At 53.3% G+C, this 13,916-nt stretch carries 13 protein-coding genes and 1 other RNA gene; 12 read left to right on the top strand and 2 right to left on the bottom strand.

What is annotated here, in order from left to right:
* Nucleotides 1-221: hypothetical protein (locus tag AC1W8Y_RS14470; RefSeq protein WP_482015203.1), on the top strand; the 221-nt coding region annotated here is incomplete at its 5' end.
* 45 nt (nt 222-266) lie between these two features.
* The gene (locus tag AC1W8Y_RS14465; RefSeq protein WP_482015202.1) at nt 267-614 is read left to right on the top strand and encodes a DUF4870 family protein; all 348 of its coding nucleotides are present in this window, start codon (nt 267-269) and stop codon (nt 612-614) included.
* Nucleotides 615-688: 74 nt separating this feature from the next.
* Here the strand turns inward: AC1W8Y_RS14465 and AC1W8Y_RS14460 are convergent, their stop codons facing one another.
* The gene (locus tag AC1W8Y_RS14460) at nt 689-964 is read right to left on the bottom strand and encodes an SWIB/MDM2 domain-containing protein (RefSeq protein WP_482015201.1); all 276 of its coding nucleotides are present in this window, start codon (nt 962-964) and stop codon (nt 689-691) included.
* Nucleotides 965-1,130: 166 nt separating this feature from the next.
* Here AC1W8Y_RS14460 and AC1W8Y_RS14455 point away from each other — a divergent pair, with 166 nt between their 5' ends.
* Together AC1W8Y_RS14455 and pyrC are read left to right on the top strand one after the other, a co-directional pair.
* The gene (locus AC1W8Y_RS14455) at nt 1,131-2,324 is read left to right on the top strand and encodes a M20 aminoacylase family protein (RefSeq protein ID WP_482015200.1); all 1,194 of its coding nucleotides are present in this window, start codon (nt 1,131-1,133) and stop codon (nt 2,322-2,324) included.
* 2 nt (nt 2,325-2,326) lie between these two features.
* Nucleotides 2,327-3,388 carry a dihydroorotase gene (pyrC, locus tag AC1W8Y_RS14450; RefSeq protein WP_482015199.1) on the top strand — a complete coding sequence of 354 codons (1,062 nt, stop codon included), beginning with the start codon at nt 2,327-2,329 and terminating at the stop codon, nt 3,386-3,388.
* A gap of 13 nt (nt 3,389-3,401) precedes the next feature.
* Here pyrC and AC1W8Y_RS14445 read toward each other — a convergent pair whose 3' ends face one another.
* A complete protein-coding gene (locus AC1W8Y_RS14445) occupies nt 3,402-5,201 on the bottom strand; it encodes an ATP-binding cassette domain-containing protein (RefSeq protein ID WP_482015198.1) in 1,800 nt (599 codons plus the stop codon).
* Nucleotides 5,202-5,301: 100 nt separating this feature from the next.
* Between AC1W8Y_RS14445 and rnpB the strand changes: the two genes are divergently transcribed.
* From rnpB to AC1W8Y_RS14405, 8 genes are all read left to right on the top strand, one after another.
* An RNA gene (gene rnpB / locus AC1W8Y_RS14440) (RNase P RNA component class A) lies at nt 5,302-5,711 on the top strand.
* A gap of 239 nt (nt 5,712-5,950) precedes the next feature.
* Nucleotides 5,951-6,379 carry a division/cell wall cluster transcriptional repressor MraZ gene (gene mraZ / locus AC1W8Y_RS14435; protein ID WP_482015197.1) on the top strand — a complete coding sequence of 143 codons (429 nt, stop codon included), beginning with the start codon at nt 5,951-5,953 and terminating at the stop codon, nt 6,377-6,379.
* Nucleotides 6,380-6,382: 3 nt separating this feature from the next.
* On the top strand, nt 6,383-7,447 hold the full coding sequence (rsmH, locus tag AC1W8Y_RS14430) for a 16S rRNA (cytosine(1402)-N(4))-methyltransferase RsmH (RefSeq protein ID WP_482015196.1): 1,065 nt from the start codon (nt 6,383-6,385) through the stop codon (nt 7,445-7,447).
* Nucleotides 7,447-7,749: a cell division protein FtsL gene (gene ftsL / locus AC1W8Y_RS14425; protein ID WP_482015195.1), complete on the top strand. Its 303-nt coding sequence runs from the start codon at nt 7,447-7,449 to the stop codon at nt 7,747-7,749. Before rsmH ends, ftsL begins: the two co-directional genes overlap by 1 nt.
* Nucleotides 7,746-9,476 carry a peptidoglycan D,D-transpeptidase FtsI family protein gene (locus AC1W8Y_RS14420; protein ID WP_482015194.1) on the top strand — a complete coding sequence of 577 codons (1,731 nt, stop codon included), beginning with the start codon at nt 7,746-7,748 and terminating at the stop codon, nt 9,474-9,476. Before ftsL ends, AC1W8Y_RS14420 begins: the two co-directional genes overlap by 4 nt.
* Entirely contained in the window at nt 9,473-12,316 is a 2,844-nt protein-coding gene (murF, locus tag AC1W8Y_RS14415; RefSeq protein WP_482015193.1) for a bifunctional UDP-N-acetylmuramoyl-L-alanyl-D-glutamate--2,6-diaminopimelate ligase MurE/UDP-N-acetylmuramoyl-tripeptide--D-alanyl-D-alanine ligase MurF, read from the top strand. The genes AC1W8Y_RS14420 and murF overlap by 4 nt, the downstream gene beginning before the upstream one ends.
* Nucleotides 12,306-13,478: a phospho-N-acetylmuramoyl-pentapeptide-transferase gene (mraY, locus tag AC1W8Y_RS14410; protein ID WP_482015192.1), complete on the top strand. Its 1,173-nt coding sequence runs from the start codon at nt 12,306-12,308 to the stop codon at nt 13,476-13,478. The genes murF and mraY overlap by 11 nt, the downstream gene beginning before the upstream one ends.
* Entirely contained in the window at nt 13,391-13,909 is a 519-nt protein-coding gene (locus AC1W8Y_RS14405; RefSeq protein WP_482015191.1) for a hypothetical protein, read from the top strand. The genes mraY and AC1W8Y_RS14405 overlap by 88 nt, the downstream gene beginning before the upstream one ends.
* Nucleotides 13,910-13,916 lie beyond the last annotated feature (7 nt).

The raw sequence follows: 13,916 nt of genomic DNA, 5'->3' as shown, positions 1-13,916 counted from the left end.
GGACCGTGAAACACCTTAGCGCCGATGATAGTGGACGTACGTCTGTGAAAGTAGGTCATCGTCAAGCTCTTACCCCTCAAACCCCCGTCTGCCAAAAGCAGGCGGGGGTTTGTCTTTGGGCAAAGCAAACGCACCAGCAAAGGCTTGGTTTTCTGCGTCAATTCACGGATAGTGGATGGTATATGCTGAAAGTATCTCGATTGGCCGCTGCCATGTCCTAATACGCCATGTAAGATAGCGGTACATCCCTAAACGGAGATCTTCCAATGACTACTGCAACACCAGACCAACCTAAACAAATTGACTTGCGCTTATTGACGAACGTGGTCTACGGACTATTCGCCATCGGCTTGGTGACGTGGTTCTTTGCTGCCGCTGCGGTGGCAGCGATCGTCATTATCTACGTAAAACGCTCAGACGTGGCCGGCACCATTTACGCCACGCACTTTAACTGGCTCTCTCATACCTTTTGGTGGGGACTTCTGTGGTTGTTGGTTAGCATGCTCGCCACTTACTTCTACATCGGCTATGCGGGCATTGCTCTCACGATCATCTGGGCGTTGTATCGGGTAATCAAAGGTTGGTTGGCTCTGCTCGAACACAAAACACCTTGAATAGCTTGAAGCAAGCGCTGGACAAAAAATAAGGGCTCTCGTGAGCCCTTATTTCATATCTGCTGTAAACAGATTTATTTCAAATGCCCACTCACGATCTTGGTGAGTTCAAACATGGACACTTGATCCTTTTCAAATAAAGGTTTTAGTTTGGCGTCGGCATTGATATTGCGCCGGTTAGCTGGATCTTGCAGATCATGCTTCTTGATGTAATCCCAGATACGCTTCGTCACTTCTGTGCGAGGGACAGCCTCGTCACCAATAATAGCCGCCAGAATTGGGCTAGGTGTCAGTGGTTTCATAAATGCGGCGTTTGGTTTACGCGCTGGCGTCTTTGTAGCAGTGGCCATTTTCGGGCTCTCCTTGTCAGGATAAATAAACACAAGCCCGAAGCATAACTGCTTTGAGCGACAATCACACCCTTCGGTGCAACAAAATCGGCTTTCAGCGCCAGTGTAGCAATTTTGTAACAGAGTTACACTGGTGCATCTTACACGTTTACCTTGGTATCCGACGATGAAAATGCGCTCACCCATCGAAGCTATTCGTTTGTTCCACGACGAATTGACCGCCATTCGCAGAGATCTGCATGCAAACCCCGAACTCGGATTTCAAGAGGTTCGCACCTCCGGGATCGTCGCAGGCGCTTTGGAAGCACTGGGGATTGAGGTTCACCGCCATGTGGGCAAAACGGGTGTGGTGGGCGTGATTCACGGAAAAACCAATACGTCGGGTCGCATGATCGGGTTACGCGCTGATATGGATGCGCTTCCCATTATCGAGGACAGCAGCGCTGAATATTGCTCAACCAAAAATGGTTTGATGCACGCCTGCGGACACGATGGACACACCACCGTATTGCTTGGCGCGGCAAAGTATTTGGCTCAGACTCGGCAGTTTGACGGAACAGCCGTGCTGATCTTTCAACCCGCCGAAGAGGGCCTGGGGGGTGCGACTGCCATGTTGGAAGATGGTCTTTTTGAACGGTTTCCCTGTGACGAGATCTACGCAATGCATAACTGGCCGGCCTTGCCAGCGGGGGTCATCGGCATAAACCCGGGGCCGATGATGGCGGCGTCAGACCGGTTTGAGATTGTGATCCATGGCCGCGGTGGCCATGGGGCCCATCCTTATTTAGCCATTGATCCTATCGTCATAGCAGCGCAGTTGATCACGTCGTTGCAAACGGTCGTGTCACGCAACGTACATCCAGCTGAGTCCGCCGTGATTTCCTTTGGTGCTGTGCAAGCAGGCAATCCAGCGGCCGCGAGCGTCATCCCCAGTCAGGTGCGGTTAGTCGGCACGGTTAGGACATTTAAAGAAGAGGTGCAGCAACTCGTTGAACAACGCATGCGCGAGTTAATTAAGTCTGTGCCCGAGGGTTTTGGTGCCACGGCAGAATTCACCTACAAACGCGGCTACCCAGCGACCATTAATTCTGTCGCACAAACCAATTTTTTGATTGATGTCGCCACGGAGTTGTTTGGCCCTGAAAAAGTAATTGGTAACCTGACGCCGTCGATGGGCAGTGAGGATTTCGCCTGCATGCTGAAGGTCAAGCCTGGCGCGTATTTCAGGCTCGGCCAAGGCGGTGCAGAAGAAGGTCGCTTTCTACATAACCCCAAGTTTGATTTCAACGACGCAGTGATCCCCACCGGTAGTGCCATGTTTGCAGCACTGGTAGAGCGCGCGATGCCCTTAAGCGAATAGAGATGACGACAGAAAGTTTCACCATCACCCGCCCCGACGATTGGCACATTCATCTGCGTGATGGGGTTGGGCTGTCTGCCATTGTGGCGGACACTGCTCGGCAGTTTGCCAGAGCGATTGTCATGCCTAACCTGAAACCGCCGGTGACGACAGTCGCTCAGGCGCTCGGATACCGGCAACGAATCATGCAAGCGTTGGCGGCACAACCAGACCAGTCGACAATCGTGCAGCGTTTCAATCCTTTGATGACGTTGTATCTCACGGACCGGACGACGCCTGATGAAATTGATCGTGCAACAGAGTCTGAGCACGTGGTCGCCGTGAAACTATATCCGGCAGGTGCAACGACCAACTCGGACGCGGGCGTCACGGATCTGCTCGGGCAGTGTGCCCCGACGCTCGAACGTATGCAAAGAAACGGGTTGCTGTTGCTGTTGCACGGTGAAGTCACCGATCCAAACGTTGACGTGTTCGATCGTGAAGCCCTGTTCATCGATCAGGTCATGAAGCCTTTACGTCGCGCTTTTCCAGCGCTAAAGGTGGTATTTGAACACCTCACGACGAAAGACGGTGCAGAATATGTGCGTGATGCTGAGGGCCCTATTGCGGCGACCATCACGCCACAGCATCTGCTCTACAACCGCAATGCGATATTTCAAGGCGGGGTCAGGCCACATTGGTACTGCCTACCGATTTTGAAACGCGAAGTGCACCGTCAAGCTTTGGTGGATGCTGCGACGAGCGATAGCCCTCGTTTTTTTCTCGGCACGGATAGCGCACCTCACGCCAAACATCTCAAAGAGAATGCTTGTGGTTGCGCGGGGTGTTATACGGCGCTGCATGGGATGCAACTGTATGCCACTGCCTTCGATAGGGCTGGCAGACTAGATCGCCTTGAGGCATTTGCAAGCCACCGTGGGCCTGATTTTTATGGCTTGCCCAGAAATACGGACACCATGACATTGACTCGCCAGTCTTACAACATCCCGAGCGAAATCGCCTACGGTGCGGATCACTTGGTACCGCTCGCAGCGGGTGAGTCGTTGCCCTGGAGCATTGCCTAAACAGGGGGTTGTGTTACCCCTTCTTTGCCTCGAGTGCTTCCCAACGTGCGAAGCGGTTTGCCATATTCTCTTCAAGCTTTTTCAGCTTCGTCTCAATGGCTGTGCGCTCGGAGGCGCGCTCAGTATAAAAGTCAGCGCTACTCAGTTCAGCCACGAGTTTCTCTTGCTCTAGCTCTAGGGCAGCGATTTCGGCAGGCAATTGTTCAAGCTCTTTGATTTCCCAGGGAGCGAGCTTGGCCGCTCTGCTTTTGACGGTGCCGCTTTCAAGCGCAGCGGCATCTTTGAGTTGACTCGTTTTAGACGTGCTTGAGGGTGCGCTACGCTGACGCTCCCAGTCTGCAAAGCCCCCAACGTAATCACGCCAAACACCATCGTCTTCATTCACGATTGTTTGCGTGACAACGTTATCGAGAAAACTACGATCATGGCTGACGAGCAGGACAGTACCCGGGTAGTCTTGTAAAAGCTCTTCAAGCAACTCAAGGGTTTCGATATCCAGATCATTGGTTGGCTCGTCAAGCACGAGAATATTGGCCGGCCGGGCAAATAGTCTCGCTAACAGTAGTCTGGCTCTTTCACCACCCGACAGGCTGCTAACGGGAGACTTTGCGCGTGCTGGCGCAAACAAGAAGTCGCTCAAATAGCTCATGACGTGTTTGCGTTCACCACCGATCTCTATCCATTCGCTTCCCGGGTTAATGACATCCATCAACGTCGCCGACTCATCTAACTGAGCACGCATCTGATCAAAATACGCAACGCTCAAGTTGGTTCCCCGTTTGATGGTGCCAGCATCTGCTTCAAGTGTCCCGAGAATCAGCTTTAGCAAGGTGGATTTACCGGCGCCGTTGGGCCCGATGAAACCAATTCGGTCACCTCTCAGGATGGTGGTCGAGTAGTGGTCGACAATGCGTTTATCGCCGAAGCTTTTGCAGACATTCTCAAGCTCTGCGACCAGTTTGCCTGAACGTTGACCCGCATCGAGTGCGAGTTGCACATTGCCTTGCCGGTCTCGTCTTTGTTCGTGCTCGCGACGCAACTGCTGCAAGCGCCTGACTCGACCTTCATTGCGTGTTCGTCGAGCTTCTACCCCTTTACGTATCCAAACCTCTTCTTGCGCAAGCAGTTTGTCAAACCGCGCGTTCTCGAGGCGTTGCGCTTCAAGCCACTGTGCTTTGTGAACCTGCCAATCCGAGAAGTTTCCTGGAAAACTCAATAGCTGTCCGCGATCGAGTTCGACAATGCGCGTTGACACTGCATCTAGGAATCGTCTGTCGTGAGTAATGATGATGGCACTGCCTGCCCACTGCTTCAAGGTGGACTCGAGCCAATTGATGCCGTCCAGATCGAGATGATTGGTCGGCTCATCCAGGAGCAGCAAAGATGGCTGATCAGCAATTGCACGAATCAACGCAACACGCTTGCGCATGCCGCCAGAAAGCGCTGAAATACGGGCTTCAGGGGGTAAGCCCATTTTATCGATCAGTGCCTTGACCCTAGACGCACGTTGCCAGTCTTCATCATCGAGATCGGGTTCACCGAAAACCGTTTCTTCAATCGTCAGAGACTCGTCCAGCGTGGGCTCTTGCTCAACGGTCGCGACTTTGACATGACCTGCTATGTTCACGGTGCCATCGTCTGGCGCAGTTTGTCCGTCGAGAATGCGTAGCAGAGATGATTTACCAGCGCCATTGCGACCGATCAGCCCGATGCGCTCTGCCGACTGTACGGCAAAATCTGCCCCGTCCAGCAAAGGGTGGTGTCCAAAGGCAAGATGCACCTTGTTGAGAGTAATGAGAACTTGGGTGGCCATGAATCGATTCGAAAATTTGAAACCCAACGGATTCGTCAGGCAAGACCCGTATTGTCGCAGGTTGTTGGCATTATCCGTAGCGGCCTTACAATAGCAACGCAAAGCAGATTGGGCAATCGCGGTGCCTTGTGCATCGAGGAAGGTCCGGACTCCACAGGACAGGATAACGGTTAATGGCCGTCCAGTGATGGTTGTGCCTGGCGCAACACGAACTGAGGAATAGGGCCACAGAGACGAGTCTGCAGTGGGGGTGTGCGTCAAGCGCACTCCATCACGGCCTAGCCGTGATGCGACATCGCGCAAGCGGTGTGAGCACTGCAGGGTGAAACGCGGCAACCTCTATCCGGAGCAACATCAAATAGGCATGCGGGTGATCTCGGTCACGAAGGGCGGTTCGTTCAAGCATGCGGGTAGATGGCTAGAGCGTGCCAGCAATGACACGCCCAGAGGAATGATTGCCGACCAGTGAAAGCTGGTTTACAAAATCCGGCCTATAGATCTGCTTTGCAACTCCTCTCCCAATGCTTCACAGGGTTTTCCCTAGGTTGCAGCAAATCCACCGTACAAACCACTTTTAAATCATTCTTCAACACATTGATTTATTGGCTTATTTTTCTATAGCAATTCTAAAAAATACGCCTAAGTCCTTGCTGCCATTGAATTTTTCACAATATTTACCTTGACCGACATTTTTTGATCGCTTAAAGTGGTGAAAAGTGTAGTTTTGTGCAAAATTGTGGGGAAAATAAGTGTTTCAAGGTAGCAGCGCACTGACGTTAGATGGCAAGGGGAGGATTAATATTCCGACTCGGCACCGCGACGTCTTGGTTGAACAGGCCGCTGGCTGCCTGACCTTGACGCGCCATCCTGACGGCTGCTTATTGATGTATCCCCGGCCCGAATGGGAAATAAAGCGTCAGCAGATCGCTGGCTTTCCGATGCAGGCTCGTGGCTTACAGCGTTTGCTTCTTGGCAGTGCACAGGACGTAGATATCGATAGTTCAGGTCGAATTTTGATTGCGCCTGAATTGCGTCAAGCCGCTGGGCTCTCGCGCGACGTGATGTTGCTGGGGATGGCCAGTCACTTCGAATTATGGGATGCGAGTGCGCTTGCGCAGCGAGAAGCTGCTGACTTGTCGCAAGGTATGGGCGACGTTCTTAACCAATTTTCGTTTTAAGTCGTGACAGACTTTGTTCATCGGCCAGTTCTGCTTGAGCCGACAGTAAATGCGTTGGTTTTAGAACGTTACGGCAAGCAAGCCAAGCAAGCGACGAGCAACGAGCTGGTCGCTGCAGCAATGGACGGTGTGTTTGTCGATGGTACGTTTGGGCGCGGCGGTCACAGTCGTTTGTTATTGAGTAAGTTGGGTTCGCAAGCTCGGCTAATTGTTTTTGACAAAGACCCTGAGGCAATTCACGTTGCTCAGTCGTTGGCGTTAGTCGATGAGCGAGTGACAGTCGTGCATGAAGGTTTTAGTTCGATGGTCGAGTCACTTGGCGACTTGGGCATCGATGCGGTAGATGGTGTGATGTTGGATATCGGTGTTTCATCGCCACAGATTGATGACGCACAACGTGGTTTCTCTTTCATGCGGGATGGCCCGCTTGATATGAGGATGGACACCTCGCGCGGCGATACGGTTGCGCAGTGGCTAGAGCAAGCAAGTATAGACAACATGCGGGAGGTCATCGGTCATTATGGCGAAGAACGGTTTGCTTTTCAGATTGCAAAGGCGATTGCTGCTCGCCGCGCAACAAGGCCATTTCACACAACGCTCGACCTCGCCGAGCTCGTGTCAAACACCGTCCGCACGCGCGAAAAGGGCCAGCATCCAGCGACAAGGACGTTTCAAGCTTTACGGATTTACATCAATCGGGAGCTCGAGGAGCTCGAGAGCGCCATCCAGGCAGCTGTAACTTTATTAAAAACAGGCGGGCGTATGGCCGTGATCAGCTTCCACTCTTTGGAAGATCGCGTTGTCAAGCAGTTCATCTCGGCGGCCTCGCGTCCAGAATCAGCCTACGCTCGTCTGCCTTTGCGCGAAAGTGAAATGCCGCAGCCTGTCTTGAACGCGTTGGCCCGCGTGTTGCCAGATGATCAAGAAATTGCTGCCAATCCAAGATCTCGATCGGCTGTTTTAAGAGTCGCAGAGCGAACCGCCACCCCTTTACCCGCCGAGGGTGTTGGCGCCTTTGTAAAAACGGCTGCGCCAGCGACTAAACGTGCCAAAAAGGGAGGCCACTGATGGGGCGCCTGAATCTGGTGGTGGCTATCTTGCTGATGCTTTCGGCGATCTCGCTGGTCAGCTCCCGTTATCAGGCACGTCAACTGTTTGTTGAGCTCGAGCAGGTCAGAACGACGGCGCGTGCGCTTGAGGTCGATTGGCGTCAGCTGCAGCTTGAGCGTGCAGAACTGGCTCGCAACGCTCGGATCGATCGTATCGCCCGAGATCAATTACAGATGATGTCTATCGTTCCAGACCGAACGATTTATCTGAGCCAATCTCCCGCGAGCACGGCAGCTAAACCGGGAGGCGATAAGAAATGAAGCGTCTACCCTTCTTCAATAGCCCCGTGCTGCAAGTCAGTTTCCCCTTGTGGCGTGCCAAACTCGTCCAGATCTTACTGTTTCTCGCGTTCTTAGCGCTGGTTGCACGGGCCCTTTACTTGCAAGTGGTGACCACTGACTTCCTCATTCAAAAGGGAGACGAACGTTACACACGAACACGGTCGTTGCCCGCTTCACGTGGCAAAATCTTTGATCGCAATGGCGTCGTCCTCGCCGCCAGTATGCCGGCCAAGGCAATCTGGGCCGTGCCAGAAAACGTCAACGATGCACCACGAGCCAAACTCAATGCACTGGCTGAATTGCTTTCTATGAAGCCAGCCGAATTGGATAAGCGACTTCAGAACGAAGATAAAAGCTTCGTTTACTTGAAGCGTCAAGCGCCGCTTGACCTTGCGCAGAAGATCGCTGAGCTCAAAATTCCCGGCGTTAATCAAGATGATGAAACAAGACGCTATTACCCAGAAGGTGAGGTAATGGCCAATGTCGTTGGTTTTAATAATCTTGAAGATCAGGGACAAGAGGGGGTTGAATACGCATTCAATCAACAGCTCAAGGGGCGCCCTGGTAGTCGTCGCGTCATTGCCGATCGACTGGGGCGAGTGATCGAGGATGTCCGCGCGGTCAATTTACCTGTCGATGGACACGATGTGAAACTGACCATTGACACGCGCATTCAATATCAAGTCTATCGGGCGCTGCAGGAGGCGATGACGGTCAATAATGCGAAGGGCGCTGCGGCGGTGGTGGTTGACGTTAAAACGGGCGAGATTCTTGCCTTAGGTAACATGCCCACCTACGATCCCAATTTGCGTGATAGTTTTCATGGAGGCAACCTTCGTAATCAAGCCCTGACAGACACGTTTGAACCAGGTTCGATTATGAAGCCCTTCACCGTTGCGCTCGCGCTTGATCTCAAGCGTATTGACATGAACACGCAGTTCAATACGGGCAATGGCAAGTTCCAGTACCAAGGTGCAACCATCACAGATGTCAGCAGAAATGGGGTGCTAACCCCCGCTGGGGTCTTGCTCAAATCCAGCAACATCGGCATGACGATGATTTCGGAGAGGCTCGAGGCTAAAGAAATGTGGAGTCGGTTTACGGAGCTTGGCTTCGGTCAGGCGCCCCAAACGGGTTTTCCTGGGGCGGCTGCCGGTCGACTTAGGCCTTGGGAGCGCTGGCGCCTCATCGAAAAAGCCACCATGTCCTACGGCTACGGCTTGTCGGTCTCGTTGCTACAAATGGCGAGAGCCTATACCGCCTTCGCCAGGCAAGGTGACATGATTGGATTGACGCTGCTCAAGCGTGAGCAACTGCCAGAAACTCATCAGGTTTATCCACCTGAAATTGTGGAAAAAATTCGCATCATGCTGGAGGCCGCTGCTGGCCCAGATGGGGCCAAGGCGGCACAAGTACAAGGCTACCGCGTTGCCGGTAAGAGCGGTACCGCTCGTAAAATTGTCAACGGTCAATACAGCACCAGTCGATATCGTGGGTCGTTTGTCGGCTTGGCACCGGTTTCAAACCCCCGAATCATCGTGGCAGTGACCATCGACGAACCTCAGGCGGGTGTTTATTACGGGGGCAAAATCGCCGCACCGGTCTTCGCCAATATTGTCGGCGGGACATTACGTATCATGGGTGTTCAGCCAGACGCCCCTTTCGATTCATCGGTCGCTGCAGTCACCGCGGGGGCGCTCAGATGAAAAACATGGGTCTGATCGACACGTCGATGGGTGCTGACGCCGTGATTGAATGCCTGCGAAGCCACCTGTCTGAGGCAGCGCATTTGCACGCCGACTCGCGTGAGGTCATGGACGGAGATGTATTCGTTGCGGTGACGGGCGTCAAAGGCGACGGCCGTCAATATGTCGAACATGCCATTAGCCGTGGCGCGGCGGCCGTTGTCGTCGAAGTGACGGATCCTGCTGATTTTGATCAACACGCTTTAACATTCAAGGCACAGGATGTTCTGTTTATTGGCGTGATTGGCCTGAGACACCTTGTCGCTGATCTGGCAGATCGGTGGTACGGACAACCGTCTGCACACCTAAATGTGATCGCCATTACAGGCACCAACGGTAAAACATCTTGTGTGCAGTGGTTGTCTGCGGCGCTAAAAAAATTGGGATTTACAGCAGGGACCATCGGCACACTAGGGGTCGGCTTCCCTGATGGCCACACAGAGGCAGGCCATCTGACAACACCCGATGTCATCACTGTGCATCGCTCGTTAGCCAAGTTGCGTGAAGCAGGGGCGACCCACGTGGCGCTCGAGGCTTCGTCGATTGGGATTCATCAGGGGCGATTGAGCGGGGTTCGGTTGTCGGTTGCTGGTTTCACCAACTTATCGCATGACCATTTGGATTACCACGGCAGTATGGCTGCTTACGAGCAGGCGAAACGAGCGCTCTTCGATTGGCCAGGGTTAACGCATGCGGTAATCAATATTGACGACGCTGTTGGGCGAAAATTTGCGCAATCTCTGCCGTTTAAGGCAATCTGCTATTCGATCCATGGATCGTTTGGTGCTGATATTCAAGCTGAATCATTGAGACTTGATGCAGCTGGTGTTGCCTTTGATCTTCGCCATGAACAAGAGACTGTCGCGGTGAACAGCCGGATATTGGGACAGCATAACGTCTCGAATCTGTTGTGTGTCGCTGGCATCTTGTCATCGCTCGGGTTTACTGCAAACCAGATGGCAAGCACCCTGAGCGAACTTGGGCCGGTTGACGGCCGGTTGCAACAAGTTCAAAGCATCCAGATGGGTGGAGCCCTGCCGGTCGTGGTCGTCGATTATGCCCATACGCCAGACGCCCTTGAGCGAGCACTGCTGAGTCTGAGGCCATTGGTTCAAAACCGGGGGGGCAAATTATGGTGTGTCTTCGGTTGTGGGGGCAACCGCGATACAGCCAAGCGGCCGGTGATGGGTGAAATTGCGAGCCGCTTGGCCGACAACGTTGTATTGACCAGTGATAATCCCCGTGATGAGCAGCCCGATCAGATTATTCAACAGATTGCTTTAGGGGTGCCTGTTTCAGATAGCGGCATGCACCTCGAAGTGTCTCGAGCTCAGGCGATTCTTACGTCAATATTCAAAGCTGCCGACAATGATGTTGTCTTGATTGCCGGTAAAGGCCATGAGTCCTACCAGGAGATTCTCGGGGTTCGTACCCCCTTTGATGATCGTCAATGGTGTCAAGCCGCATTGCTGTTGAAGCAATGTCCCGTCATTCAGACAGACTCGCGAAAACTGGCAAACGGTGAGGTATTTCTTGCGCTTAAAGGTGAAAACTTTGATGGACATGAGTACGTGTCCAGAGCGCAGCATGCTGGGGCCATCGCCGCGATTGTTGCCGAGCCAGTCGAAGGTGCTGACATCCCTCAGATCGTGCTGGGTGATACTCGCCTGGCTCTACTTGAACTAGGCAAGGCTTGGCGTGCGCAGTTCTCGATCCCGGTGATTGCGGTGACAGGCAGTAATGGCAAGACAACGACGAAAGAGATGATCGCAGGCATCCTGGCCGCTTGGCATGGCAGTGATCAACGACTGGCAACTCAAGGCAACCTGAACAATGACTTGGGCGTGCCGCTGACGTTGTTACGCTTGCGCGCCGCTCATCGCGCCGCCGTCATTGAGCTTGGCATGAATCACCCAGGTGAGATCGCCGTCATTGCTGATGCAACACAACCCACGGTCGCGCTGGTGAACAATGCGCAGCGGGAACATCAAGAGTTCATGACGACCGTCGATGCTGTTGCCCTAGAGAATGGACAGGTGTTCAAATCACTGTCTGAGAGCGGTGTTGCCGTTTTTCCTGCGGGCGATGAATATTCAGATCTCTGGCGTTCACTCGCAGAAGCCAAAAAACTATTTTGTTTTGACCTCGTCGTCCACTCGTCAGTCTATCCCTCCGGCATTGAGACGGACGCTTTCGGCTCTACGTTCTACTTGCACACGCCGATGGGCGAGCGCACGGTTTCTTTGCCGATTCCCGGGCTGCATAACGTTTGCAACGCGCTCGCCGCAGCCGCCTGTTGTCTTGCGGCTGGTGCACCACTCGACGCGGTGTCGCAGGGGTTGTCAGGATTCTCGCCAGTGAAAGGCAGAATGCAAGCACACCGTTTGCCCGCTGACGCTATCTTGATCGATGACACCTATAACGCGAATCCGGATTCGGTTCGTGCAGCCATCGAGGTACTTGCCGCCATGCAACCCCCAACCATGCTGGTGTTGGGGGATATGGGTGAAGTCGGTAACCACGGGCCTGCGATGCATCGCGAGGTCGGAGAGTACGCAAGACAACAAGGCATCAACCATTTGGTCACCTTGGGCGTGGCAACAAGAGATAGTGCTGAGGCATTTGGCAGCGCTGCGGTGATTTGCCACTCAACCGACGAAGCGATTGACGCAATCCGACGTGTCAACCCCTTGAGTGTGTTGGTCAAAGGATCGCGTTTCATGCGAATGGAAAGAATCGTGTCGCACTACCTCGAGCTATCGAACGGTGTGCATCGTGAAGAGGTAAAACATGCTGTTTAAGTTTTTCGGATGGTTGGCGGATAATCAGCTTCGAGGCTTCTCGGTGTTTGAATACATCACGCTGAGGGCGGTAATGGCTTGCGCGACCTCTCTGATGATCGGGTTGATCGCTGGCCCCTTTGTGATTCGCCGACTCGCGGCCATGAAAATAGGGCAAGCCGTCAGAAGCTACGGGCCAGAATCCCATCTGATTAAAACAGGGACGCCCACCATGGGGGGCGCGCTGATTTTGATCGCAATAGGTGTCAGTACGTTATTGTGGGCGGATCTGACCAATCGTTTTGTCTGGGCTGTCTTGTTAGTGACCTTCGGCTACGGCTGGATTGGCTGGGTAGACGATTACAAAAAGGTCGTTGATCGAGACCCAGAGGGTATGTCCGCTCGACACAAATTTCTCTGGCAAGCAGTCATTGGTCTGATCGCCGCGGTGTATCTTACCTTCGCAATTTCAGCCCCGACGACTGCGAACTTGTGGGCGCTAATCTCTGACTGGGTGTCAAGTGGTTTTACGTTGACCTTGCCAACCCGCGCCGATTTGATCGTTCCGTTCTTTAAATCGGTGAGTTATCCACTCGGGACGTTAGGCTTTATCACCTTGACGTGGTGTGTCATCGTTGGCACAAGTAATGCCGTCAATCTGACCGATGGTTTGGACGGATTAGCCATCATGCCAACCGTGATGGTGGGCTCTGCACTCGGTGTTTTCGCCTACGTGGTTGGTCGCGTCGACTACTCTAAATATTTGCTGTTTCCGTATGTGCCCGGCGCTGGCGAATTGATGATTTTGTGCGCCGCACTGGCAGGCGCAGGGCTCGCATTTTTATGGTTTAACGCCTATCCCGCGCAAGTGTTTATGGGCGACGTTGGTGCGCTTGCTTTGGGCGGCATGCTCGCGACCATCGCTGTCATCGTGCGCCAAGAGATTGTGTTGTTCATCATGGGCGGCGTCTTTGTCGCTGAAACACTTTCGGTCATGTTGCAAGTCACCTGGTTCAAATACACCAAGAAAAAATATGGGCAGGGCCGCAGAATTCTTCGAATGGCCCCGTTGCATCATCATTTTGAAGCGGGCGGATGGAAGGAAACCCAAGTCGTCGTGAGGTTCTGGATCGTCAGCATGATGCTGGTGTTGGTTGGCTTATCCTCATTGAAAATACGCTAAAGATGATGAATCCAGCAACTGCCACCACACAAGCGCATCTCCTGATCGTGGGATTGGGTGAGACGGGCGTGGCTGCCGCAAGGTGGGGCGTAAGCCAGGGCTGGACGATTCGAGTAGCTGACACGCGTGAAGCACCCGGCGGGTTGACCCACTTGCAGGCAAGTTGCCAGAGCGCAAACATTGAGTATCACCTTGGGTGCGACACCTTCGATCAATCGTTGTTGATCGGAATTACACAGCTCGTGATTAGCCCTGGTTTGGCGCCTCATGAGTCGCCAGTGGCTGAGTTGCTCGCCTCTGCGCGTGCAACGAATATCCCTATCGTTGGTGAGATAGAACTGTTTTCGCAAGCGCTGCTGATGTTGCAACAACGTGATGACTATCAACCAAAAGTGCTCGGCATTACGGGTACCAATGGCAAACCACGGTGACCGCGCT

The sequence above is a fragment of the Jezberella sp. genome, from assembly GCF_964834465.1.
Note: the sequence above shows the minus strand (reverse complement) of the source record. Positions and strands in the feature narration are given on the sequence as shown.

Bases quoted from the DNA above. Each gene is read 5' to 3' on its own strand.
- AC1W8Y_RS14465 (WP_482015202.1), top strand. From the start codon at position 267: ATGACTACTGCAACACCAGACCAACCTAAACAAATTGACTTGCGCTTA.
- AC1W8Y_RS14460 (WP_482015201.1), bottom strand. From the start codon at position 964: ATGGCCACTGCTACAAAGACGCCAGCGCGTAAACCAAACGCCGCATTT.
- AC1W8Y_RS14455 (WP_482015200.1), top strand. From the start codon at position 1,131: ATGAAAATGCGCTCACCCATCGAAGCTATTCGTTTGTTCCACGACGAA.
- pyrC (WP_482015199.1), top strand. From the start codon at position 2,327: ATGACGACAGAAAGTTTCACCATCACCCGCCCCGACGATTGGCACATT.
- AC1W8Y_RS14445 (WP_482015198.1), bottom strand. From the start codon at position 5,201: ATGGCCACCCAAGTTCTCATTACTCTCAACAAGGTGCATCTTGCCTTT.
- ftsL (WP_482015195.1), top strand. From the start codon at position 7,447: ATGGGGCGCCTGAATCTGGTGGTGGCTATCTTGCTGATGCTTTCGGCG.
- AC1W8Y_RS14420 (WP_482015194.1), top strand. From the start codon at position 7,746: ATGAAGCGTCTACCCTTCTTCAATAGCCCCGTGCTGCAAGTCAGTTTC.
- murF (WP_482015193.1), top strand. From the start codon at position 9,473: ATGAAAAACATGGGTCTGATCGACACGTCGATGGGTGCTGACGCCGTG.
- mraY (WP_482015192.1), top strand. From the start codon at position 12,306: ATGCTGTTTAAGTTTTTCGGATGGTTGGCGGATAATCAGCTTCGAGGC.
- AC1W8Y_RS14405 (WP_482015191.1), top strand. From the start codon at position 13,391: ATGGAAGGAAACCCAAGTCGTCGTGAGGTTCTGGATCGTCAGCATGAT.